Origin of the sequence: Acidaminococcus sp. CAG:542 (genome assembly GCF_000437815.1) — a bacterium.
Classification (GTDB): domain Bacteria; phylum Bacillota; class Negativicutes; order Acidaminococcales; family Acidaminococcaceae; genus Acidaminococcus.
On sequence record NZ_FR902040.1, the window covers coordinates 1 to 7,976 of the forward strand.

Genomic DNA, 7,976 nt, shown 5'->3' on the forward strand with positions numbered 1-7,976 from the left:
TTGCGCCTGCGCAATGGTGGTGGGTTAGCAGCCCAACGGGCTGCGTTTCCCTTCAAAACCATTTGCCCCCGGCAAAGGGTCTCCTTTGGCGTGAGACGCAAAAAATCCCCCTGGTTTCCCAGGGGGATTTTTTAACCCTTACGGTCTGATCTTACATCATTCCAGGCATCCCAGCGCCCATGGCAGGGGCTGCTGCGGCGCCTTTTTCAGCCGGTTTGTCGGCTACTACGGCTTCCGTGGTCAGGATCATGGAAGCGATGGAAGCGGCGTTCTGGAGAGCACTGCGGGTTACTTTGCAGGGATCCACGATACCAGCTTTGATCATATCCACATATTCTTCGGTGGCAGCGTTGAAGCCGGTGCCTTTGGCAGCCTTCTTCACAGCTTCCACGATGACGGCGCCTTCCAGGCCGGCGTTGTTGGCGATTTGCCGTACCGGTGCTTCAATGGCCCGTCTTACAATATCGATACCGGTCTTTTCATCACCGTCAGCCTTGGCTTCCAGTTCGTCCAGAACCGGCTGTACCTGCAGCAGAGCGGTGCCGCCGCCGGCCACAATGCCTTCAGCCACAGCAGCACGGGTGGCGTTCAGGGCATCTTCGATACGGAGTTTCTTGTCTTTCAGTTCGGTTTCGGTAGCAGCACCAACCTTGATCACGGCTACGCCGCCGGACAGTTTGGCCAGGCGTTCCTGGAGTTTTTCTTTGTCGAACTGGGAGGTGGTGGCAGGGATCTGAGCCTTGATGGAGGCGATCCGGTCAGCCACAGCCTGTTTGTCACCGCCGCCGTCAACGATGGTGGTCATGTCCTTGGTTACCCGTACCTGACCGGCAGTACCCAGGTCAGCCAGGGTAGCGCTGTCCAGTTTCCGGCCCACTTCTTCACTGATGACCGTAGCACCGGTGAGGGTGGCGATATCCTGGAGCATGGCCTTCCGGCGGTCACCGAAGCCAGGAGCCTTTACAGCCACAGCCTTGAAGGTGCCACGCAGACGGTTCACAACCAGGGTAGCCAGGGCTTCCCCTTCCACGTCTTCAGCAATGATCAGCAGTTCACGGCCCTGTTGTACAACCTTTTCCAGGACAGGCATAATGTCGTTGATCAGGGTGATCTTCCGGTCCGTAATGAATACGTACGGGTTGCTCATAACGGCTTCCATCTTGTCAGGATCCGTTACCATGTAGGGGGAGATGTACCCACGGTCGAACTGCATGCCTTTTACGGTTTCCAGGGAGGTGTCCATGGTCTTGGATTCTTCCACGGTGATTACGCCGTCGTTGCCCACTTTTTCCATGGCATCGGCGATCAGCCCGCCGATTTCTTCATCACCGGCGGAAATGGAGGCAACCTGTGCCTTTTCTTCCTTGGTGCTGACAGCCTTGGCGCTCTTCTTCAGTTCGTCAACCAGAGCATCGGTGGCTTTCTTGATCCCTTTCTTCAGGACCATGGGGTTGGCACCGGCCACCACGTTCTTCATCCCTTCATGGACGATGGACTGGGCCAGCACCGTAGCGGTGGTGGTACCGTCGCCGGCGATGTCGTTGGTCTTGGTGGCCACTTCACGGACCAGGGCGGCGCCCATGTTTTCAAACGGATCTTCCAGTTCAATATCCTTGGCAATGGTTACCCCATCGTTGGTGATGGTGGGAGAACCGAATTTCTTTTCCAGTACAACGTTCCGGCCTTTGGGCCCCAGGGTTACCTTTACGGCATCAGCCAGGGCATTGACACCCCGTTCCAGGCCACGGCGGGCATCTTCATCAAATTTAATCAGTTTAGCCATATTGATCGACTCCTTAATTCCAGATAATGTACGGTTTGGTATTTTCTACCAGATACGGGACGGAGGAAAGCTTTCAGTCTTCCACAACCGCCAGGATATCGCTGTCTCTCAGGATGATGTAGTCTTTCCCGTCCAGGGTTACATCACTGCCGGAGTATTTGGCGAATACCACCACATCCCCTGCCTTCACTTCGGAAGGGACCCGGGTGCCGTTTTCCAGGAGACGGCCGGTGCCTACGGCAACCACTTTGCCGGTCTGGGGTTTGTCTTTGTGAGCAGTATCCGGCAGGTAAATGCCGCTGCTGGTTTTTTCTTCTTGTACAATGGGTTCAACTACAACATGATCATCCAAAGGTTTTAACATCTTACGTATCCCCTTTCATTCTATGAGCAATGGGTTGTTTGCATTTTTTATTAGCACTCATTTCACTGGAGTGCTAACTACAGTATCTATAATAGCATGTTTCCAAAAAAAATCAAGCCCTTTGACTATTTTTTGTCAAAAGGCTTGAAAACTTTTTTCTCCAGGGTCCGGACCACCTGGTCGTACCGGTCCGGGTCGTGGGGCAAAAGGCAGCGGCTGCAGTCTTTGTTCCCATCTCCCAGCCGGGTGAAGTCCCCGCCGCAGTCCGGCACCAGGTACAGGGGGCAGTAGCAGAACAGGCAGTTGAACCGGTCCGGGTCCGCCCCTTTGTGGCAGGGAAAGAATTCGCACTGCCGGTGGGCAAAGAACTTGTACCGGCAGCTCATGGTTCCAACAGCTTCCCGTAGGACCGGGCCAGGCTGCCGAATTCGTCCATGGAAAGGGATTCCCCTCTCCGCTTCCCGTCGATGCCGGCCCCATCCAGCAGTTCCTTCACCTGGTCCGGGGTGATCCCCAGGGTCTTCAGGCAGTTGCTGAGCATTTTCCGCCGCTGGGAAAAGGCCGCCTTCACCACCCGGAAGAACAGCTTCGCCGGAACATCCACCGCCGGGTGCTCCCGTTTGTCGCAGACCACCACCATGGAATCCACCTTGGGGGCGGGCATAAAGTCCCGGGCGGGCACCGGTATGGCCAGCCGGGGCTGGGAATAATACTGGAGAGCCAGGGACAGAGGGCCGTAATCTTTCCCTCCCGGAGCAGCGATCATCCGCTCCGCCACTTCCTTCTGGACCATCACCACCAGCCTCTGGAGGGGCAGATCCTCTTCCAAAAGGGCGAAGATGATGGGGGTGGTGATGTAATAGGGCAGGTTGGCGGCCACGGTAAAGGGCCGGTGCTCCGTCACTTCCCCCAGGTCCACCTTCAGCACGTCCCCGGGGACGATTTCCACATTGTCATACCCTTCCAGGGTTTTGGCCAGGACGGGCAGCAGGGTCCGGTCGATCTCCACGCTTTTCACCTGGGCCCCGGTCTCCGCCAGGGCCTGGGTCAGGGTGCCGATTCCCGGGCCGATTTCCAGCACCAGGTCTCCGGGGCCCACCTGGGCTTCCCGGGCGATCCCCCGGACCACCTGTTCATTGATCAAAAAGTTCTGTCCGAACTTCTTCTTGGCCCGGAGGCCAAAAGTATCGAGGATGTACCGGGTCACGTCCCGGCTGGCGATCACTGGATGCAGCATGTCATTTTCCTTCCCCGTCGATTTCTGCCAGAGCGGCCTGGAATTCCTCCCGGGTCACTCCGTAATTGTTCAGCCGATGGACCATCTGCTTGGCGTTCCCGTAGCCGATGCCCAGGATGGCTCCCAGTCTGTCCCGCCGGGCCACCGCCTCCGGAGACCCTGACAGCCCGGAAACAAACAAGTCCCGAGAGGAAAATTCCTTTCGGGGCTCCATTTCCTGGAAACGGACCTTGGACAGGGCTTTCCGGATGGCCTCCGGCTGGGCCTGTTCAATGCCCACATCATGATGGGCCAGGGCCTCCGCCTTGGGCACAAAAGCCTGTCCGGCTTTGGGGAAGCGCTCCGTCAAGAATTTCCGGATCCGCTCTCCCGCGCCGTCGGGATCGGTCATGATGATGATCCCCCGTTTCCTGTAGGCTGCTTCGATCAGGGCCAGGGTATGGGGCGCCAGGGTGAATCCCCCGGTCTCGATGGTCTCAGCATCCACTGCCTTCTTCACCGCCACGGTGTCCATCTTGCCTTCTACTACCAGCACTTCTTTCAGCACGATTTTCTCCTGTCTTTTACTCCAAGAAATACACAGTCACATCCCGCCGGCCCCAGGAAATGGCATCGCCATAATCTTCCATGAACAGGTCGATGGTATTGCCGTTGATGGCGCCGCCGCAGTCCGCTGCCACAGCAAAGCCGTAGCCGGGGATGTACATCCGGGTGCCGTAGGGGATCACGTCCGGATCCACGGCCACCACCCCATGATAGGGGACTACGCCGGTGGAGGTGAGCCCTGTGCCGCTGCCTTCTGCCATGGTGTAGGCGGATGCTTCCACCGTCCGGGCAGAGCGGTAACGGACGAAACCACGGGAGGTTTCGATCATATTCAGGTTGTTCCCCGTACCCACTTCCACGATTTCAGGAACCGGTTCCGAGAGCACTTCCCGGTTCAGCTCCTGTCTTACGGTTTCGCTGCCCACCTTGATTTCCCGGTAGGTGACCTTTTCCTGCCCGTTTTGGCCGGGGGAGATCACATTCTGCCGGCCCCGGGGCAGGTTGTCATTGTTCCGCATCTCCACTTCATAGGGGATGTCCCGGGTTTCGGTGGTCAGTTTATTGGTGGGAGAAATAATGTGGATGGTCATGTCCGGGGTCACTTCCGTGTCCAGTCCCGGATAGACCTGGAATCCTTTGTAATCCACTCCCACGGCATTCAATACGTCTCGCACGGTTTTGCGTCCGATGGTGTATTCGGTGGTTCTTCCTGCTTTCCAAACTTTCACGGGCATGGCCCGGGTCACTTCGATGGTAGCTCCATCATTGAGTTTTTCCTCTTCGCCGACCAGTTCATATCCGTCGGCTTTCTGAAGAACAACACCGGCTTCTTCCAGGGCTCCCTGAACGGTCAGGGCTCTGGTCTGCAGGGTTATGGTCTGTCCGTCCACTTTGATGCTCACGGTTTTGGGCTGGGCCGCAAAGCCCACCAGGTTCACGCTGGCAGCCAGCAGCAGGCAGACAACAATCCACTTGTAGGGACGCTTAAAAGGTTGTGATTTTCGCAAAGTTTCGCCTCCTTAAAGTGCTTGCATCATACCATAAGGAGGCGATTCCTGTCAAAATTAAATTAGTACCAGGTACTAAAATTATACACTCTGGCAGGTGTAATTTGTGACGTTTTTGTAGACTGTACAGCTGTTTTACTGGTTTGTGAGACGGAAAAACAGCTTTTTCGCATTATTTGTTGAACTTTCCATGATTTTTTCCGGTGTGGTCCCCCGGAGTTCCGCCGCCCGCTCTGCCACAATGGCGGTGTAGAGAGGGTTGTTCCGCTTTCCCCGGTAGGGCACAGGGGCCATGTAGGGGGAATCGGTCTCGAACAGGATCCGGTCTTCCGGCACCCGGGCCAGGATGGATCTTACCCCCCGGTCGTTCTTGAAGGTGCTGGTGCCCCCGAACCCCAGGTACCAGCCCAGGGCCAGGGCCTCTTCCGCCATGGCCCAGTCCCCGGAAAAGCAGTGGAGCACCCCCCGGACGCCTTTGCCTTCTTCCCGGATGATCCGGAGCACGTCCTCATGGGAATCCCGGTCGTGGATGATCACCGGCAGGCCGGTTTTTCGGGCCAGGTCCAGCTGGCGGATCAGAAATTCCTGCTGCAGGCCGTGGGGGGAATGTTCATCGTTGTAGTAATCCAGACCGATCTCCCCGATGGCTACCACCCGGGGATCGGCGCACCAGGCTTCGATCTGTTTCAGGTCCTCCAGGCTGCTGTGGCTGATCTCTTCCGGATGGATCCCCACTGCCGCCCACACAAAGGGGTACTGGTGGGCCAGGGCAAGGGCCGTTTGGGAGCTGGGAATGTCACAGCCGGGATCAATGATCCCGGCCATGGTCTCTCCGATGGAACGGAGCAGCTCTTCCCTGTCTTCGTCAAAATCCTCCACGTCCACATGGGCGTGGGTATCGAACAAAGGAAGCTTATGCATGTTATTTCACCTTGCTGCCGGAGGCGATCCCCGGCACTTCCGCCAGTTTCAGGTTCCCCTGGCCGTCAGACGCGGCCAGCAGCATCCCCCGGGATTCCACGCCACGGAGTTTGGCCGGCTTCAGGTTGGCGATGACGATCACGTTCTTGCCCGTCAGTTCTTCTTCCTTGTAATAGGGAGCGATGCCGGAAACGATGGTCCGGACTTCGTCCCCCACCTTCACTTCGATCTTCAGCAGCTTGTCCGCGTTGGGCATTTTTTCCGCTTTCTGGATGGTGCCCACCCGCAGGTCCAGTTTGCCGAAGTCTTCGATGGTGCACTGGTCCGGGGTCACGACCCCTTCAGCCTTTTTCTCCGCCTTCTTGTCCTTTTTGGCCGGTTTGGCTTCCTTTTTGGGTTCCGGAGCCTTGTCTTCTTCCTCTTCTTCGATCCGGGGGAAGATGGGCTGGCCCTTGGCCACCTTGGTGCCGTCAGGGAAGTTGCCCCAGGCCACGTCGTTCAGGTCGAACTGTTCCGGAGTCTCCAGGCCCAGCTGGGCGAAGATCTTGGGTGCGGTGAAGGGCATCATGGAGGAGATCAGGATGGCGATGTTCCGGACCGCGTCTGCCAGGTTGTACATCACCGCTTCCAGCCGTTTGGCCTGGGCGGGATCCTTGGCCAGGATCCAGGGGGTGGTTTCGTCGATGTACTTGTTGGCGGCCCCCACATAGGCCCAGATGGCCTTGATCCCGTCGTTGAGGGCGTATCTGTCCATGGCGGCCCGGTAGTTCTTCAGGGTTTCGGCGGCCAGGCTGCGGAACTTCTCATCGGTTTCGCTGTCCACCACGGTCTTGTGGACGATGCCCCCGTGGTATTTGTCGATCATGGAAACGGTCCGGTACTGGAGGTTCCCCAGGTCGTTGGCCAGGTCGGAGTTGAACCGTTTGATCAGGCCCTTCCGGGAATAGTTCCCGTCGCTGCCCAAGTTGATTTCCCGGAGCAGGAAATACCGGACGGCGTCAGCGCCGAATTCTTTGATGGGCTGCACCGGATCCACCACATTGCCCTTGGACTTGGACATTTTGTCCCCGTCTACCACCAGCCAGCCGTGGCCGTACACTTCCTTGGGCAGGTCGAAGCCCATGGCCATCAGCATGGCCGGCCAGATAATGGTATGGAACCGGACGATTTCCTTCCCCACCAGGTGGAGGTCCGCCGGCCAGAACCGGTTGAATTTGTCCATGTCCTGACCGAAGCCGATGCCGGTGAAGTAGGCCAGCAGTGCATCGAACCACACGTACACCACATGTTTGGGGTCAAAGGGCACCTGGATGCCCCAGTCGAAGCTGCTCCGGCTGATGCACAGGTCTTCCAGTCCCTGTTTGATGAAGTTGATCATTTCGTTCCGGCGGGAAACAGGCTGGATGAAATCCGGATGGGTCTCGATGTATTCCAGGATCCGGTCCGCATATTTGGACATCCGGAAGAAATAGCTGGATTCCTTCATCTTTTCCACAGGACGGCCGCAGTCCGGGCACACGCCCCCGGCTTCCTCCACCTGGTGTTCGGTCCAGAAAGATTCGCAGGGCACGCAGTACAGGCCTTCGTAGTCTTTTTTGTAGATGTCCCCCTGTTCCCACACCTTCTGGAGCAGGGTCTGGACGGTCTTTTCGTGTTCCGGGCTGGAAGTGCGGACGAAGGAGGTGTAGCTGACCCCCAGCATCTCCCACAGCTTCTTGAAGTCCGCCACGATCTTGTCGGTGTATTCAATGGGCTTTACCCCGAAGGATTCCGCCTTCCGCTGGATCTTCAGCCCGTGTTCGTCACTGCCGGTGATGAACTGGACATCAAAGCCGTTGGCCCGTTTGTACCGGGCGATGGTGTCGGCAATGGTGGTGCAGTAGGCATGTCCAATGTGCAGGTCGGCGCTGGGATAGTAAATGGGCGTCGTAATATAAAAAGCAGGTTTCGTCATGGTCATTCCCCTTTGTCAAATAAAAATAATGCTCTAGTATATTATCATATCACAAATGGGCGGGAGATGCACGAAAAGGGGATGTTGCACGTGAAAAATATGCGTGCAGCATCCCCGTCAATGGTCAATTGTCAATGGTCAGCGGCTGGTGGAAGCCAAACGCG

Annotated in this window: 8 protein-coding genes; all 8 read right to left on the reverse strand. The window is 57.2% G+C overall.

What is annotated here, in order from left to right; translation table 11 throughout:
• Window positions 1-151: 151 nt before the first annotated feature.
• Window positions 152-1,783, reverse strand: a complete 1,632-nt coding sequence (groL, locus tag QVO43_RS02585; RefSeq protein WP_022487043.1) for a chaperonin GroEL — start codon at window positions 1,781-1,783, stop codon at window positions 152-154.
• Window positions 1,784-1,856: 73 nt separating this feature from the next.
• Window positions 1,857-2,147, reverse strand: a complete 291-nt coding sequence (groES, locus tag QVO43_RS02590) for a co-chaperone GroES (protein WP_022487044.1) — start codon at window positions 2,145-2,147, stop codon at window positions 1,857-1,859.
• Between the two features lie 125 nt (window positions 2,148-2,272).
• Window positions 2,273-2,533: a cysteine-rich small domain-containing protein gene (locus tag QVO43_RS02595; RefSeq protein WP_022487045.1), complete on the reverse strand. Its 261-nt coding sequence runs from the start codon at window positions 2,531-2,533 to the stop codon at window positions 2,273-2,275.
• Window positions 2,530-3,384: a 16S rRNA (adenine(1518)-N(6)/adenine(1519)-N(6))-dimethyltransferase RsmA gene (gene rsmA / locus QVO43_RS02600; RefSeq protein WP_022487046.1), complete on the reverse strand. Its 855-nt coding sequence runs from the start codon at window positions 3,382-3,384 to the stop codon at window positions 2,530-2,532. The genes QVO43_RS02595 and rsmA overlap by 4 nt, the downstream gene beginning before the upstream one ends.
• 1 nt (window position 3,385) lies before the next feature.
• Complete coding sequence (gene rnmV / locus QVO43_RS02605) at window positions 3,386-3,931, reverse strand: ribonuclease M5 (protein ID WP_022487047.1); 546 nt, start codon at window positions 3,929-3,931, stop codon at window positions 3,386-3,388.
• Between the two features lie 16 nt (window positions 3,932-3,947).
• A complete protein-coding gene (locus QVO43_RS02610) occupies window positions 3,948-4,937 on the reverse strand; it encodes a G5 domain-containing protein (protein ID WP_022487048.1) in 990 nt (329 codons plus the stop codon).
• A 135-nt stretch (window positions 4,938-5,072) separates the two neighbouring features.
• Window positions 5,073-5,858 carry a TatD family hydrolase gene (locus tag QVO43_RS02615; protein WP_022487049.1) on the reverse strand — a complete coding sequence of 262 codons (786 nt, stop codon included), beginning with the start codon at window positions 5,856-5,858 and terminating at the stop codon, window positions 5,073-5,075.
• A 1-nt stretch (window position 5,859) separates the two neighbouring features.
• Complete coding sequence (metG, locus tag QVO43_RS02620; RefSeq protein WP_022487050.1) at window positions 5,860-7,812, reverse strand: methionine--tRNA ligase; 1,953 nt, start codon at window positions 7,810-7,812, stop codon at window positions 5,860-5,862.
• Window positions 7,813-7,976: the final 164 nt, after the last annotated feature.

Excerpts from the sequence above, each read along its gene's own strand:
- groL (WP_022487043.1), bottom strand. The coding sequence starts at position 1,783 with ATGGCTAAACTGATTAAATTTGATGAAGATGCCCGCCGTGGCCTGGAA.
- groES (WP_022487044.1), bottom strand. The coding sequence starts at position 2,147 with ATGTTAAAACCTTTGGATGATCATGTTGTAGTTGAACCCATTGTACAA.
- QVO43_RS02595 (WP_022487045.1), bottom strand. The coding sequence starts at position 2,533 with ATGAGCTGCCGGTACAAGTTCTTTGCCCACCGGCAGTGCGAATTCTTT.
- rsmA (WP_022487046.1), bottom strand. The coding sequence starts at position 3,384 with ATGCTGCATCCAGTGATCGCCAGCCGGGACGTGACCCGGTACATCCTC.
- QVO43_RS02615 (WP_022487049.1), bottom strand. The coding sequence starts at position 5,858 with ATGCATAAGCTTCCTTTGTTCGATACCCACGCCCATGTGGACGTGGAG.
- metG (WP_022487050.1), bottom strand. The coding sequence starts at position 7,812 with ATGACGAAACCTGCTTTTTATATTACGACGCCCATTTACTATCCCAGC.